This window comes from Cupriavidus lacunae, from assembly GCF_003353055.1.
Lineage (GTDB): Bacteria > Pseudomonadota > Gammaproteobacteria > Burkholderiales > Burkholderiaceae > Cupriavidus > Cupriavidus lacunae.
On the sequence record NZ_QKWJ01000227.1, the window covers coordinates 1 to 1354 of the forward strand.

Consider the following 1354-nt stretch of genomic DNA (forward strand, 5'->3'; position numbering starts at 1 on the left):
CCAAGCTGATATGACTCTCAGTGTCAATCGAGATTGGTTTGATTCAGTTTCACAGTTGCATGTTGTTCCCCCCCAATTTCCTAAAGGCGACGTAGCAGTAAGTCTCGACGGTGGATCAGGCTGATATCCGCGGGTTGGTTACCGCATTACAGAGGTCCGCCCAATGAGCCTTCCGCTATCTATTGCCGCAAGTCGGATGAAATCCGTTGCGTAGCTTGGTCGCGGGTTGCTCGTGTGCCGGGCTACGCCGCCTTCAGGAAACTGGCTCCACAGTGTGAGATATGGTTAGTACCTTGGCGCTGGGTTACGTTGTCTGGGCCGCGTTCGGTACGGCAAGCGACATGGCGAGCTGGCTGATGTCCCAGATGAACCCGCTCAGTTCGCGAGCCACCGCGACCACCGCAATGTTCGGGTTTTTGCCGCGCGCGGCCAGTTTCCGATAGCGCCGGCACAGTCGAAGCTGGGCGTCCCAGGACCGGTCAACGATGGCCTTCGGGATGCCTTCGTGCCGTCGCTGAATCTCGGGGCTCACCCGTGCCGGGTGCCGGTAACTCCAGGCGGCTTCGATTAGCAGCTTTCTTGCGTAGCTATTGCCGTTCTTGGTGATGCTGCCTTGGCGCCGTTTTTCCCCCGATGAGTGTTCGGCAGGCGTCACCCCGAGCCAGGCCATCAGTTGGCGCGGATGCACAAAGCGCGAGAGATCGCCCAACTCAGCGAGCATGCCTATCGCCGTGGTGAACTGCACGCCGCGCATGGCCTGCAAGCCCAGTACGGCCGGATAGAAGTGCCAGTTGACCACGGCTTCGCGCAAGGCCGCTTCGAGACGGTTGCATTGCGCGAGCCGATCCTCGATGGCCCGTCGATATTCGTCAAAGGCAAGTTGTTGCCACACGGTGTCGAACGCAAAGGCACTGATCCAGCGCCGGTGCGCTGGTCCCCAGTCGGCTCTCCCGATGTAGTGAACACCGTGTGAGAGCAGAAAGGCTTTCAGCCTTTGTCGGGCTCGCTTCAGATCGTCTTTGGCGTTGACCCAGGCGCGTGACAGATCCCGGAATGCTTCGTCTTCGACGCTGGGCACGTACACGGCCGAGAGGTCACCGGCGCGAAGCGATCGCACCAGTTTGACCGCATCGCGACGATCGGTCTTGACGCGCTCGCCGGGTTTCTTCGGGATTAGCGACGGCGCGCACACCATGCACTCGAATCCCTTCCCTGCAAGCTGCCGGTAAAGGCCATATCCGCATGGGCCCGCCTCGTAGACGATGCGGATCCGGCGCGCTTTAGACTGCAGGCGCTTGCACAAGCGGTCGATATCGGCCTTCGAGGTACCGATCTTGCCAAGCAGCTCGACCTC

At 60.5% G+C, this 1354-nt stretch carries 1 protein-coding gene; it reads right to left on the reverse strand.

Annotated features, from left to right (window positions below):
- Positions 1–304: 304 nt before the first annotated feature.
- A partial coding sequence (locus DN412_RS42820; RefSeq protein ID WP_115216991.1) for an IS110 family RNA-guided transposase occupies positions 305–1354 on the reverse strand: 1050 nt, incomplete at its 5' end.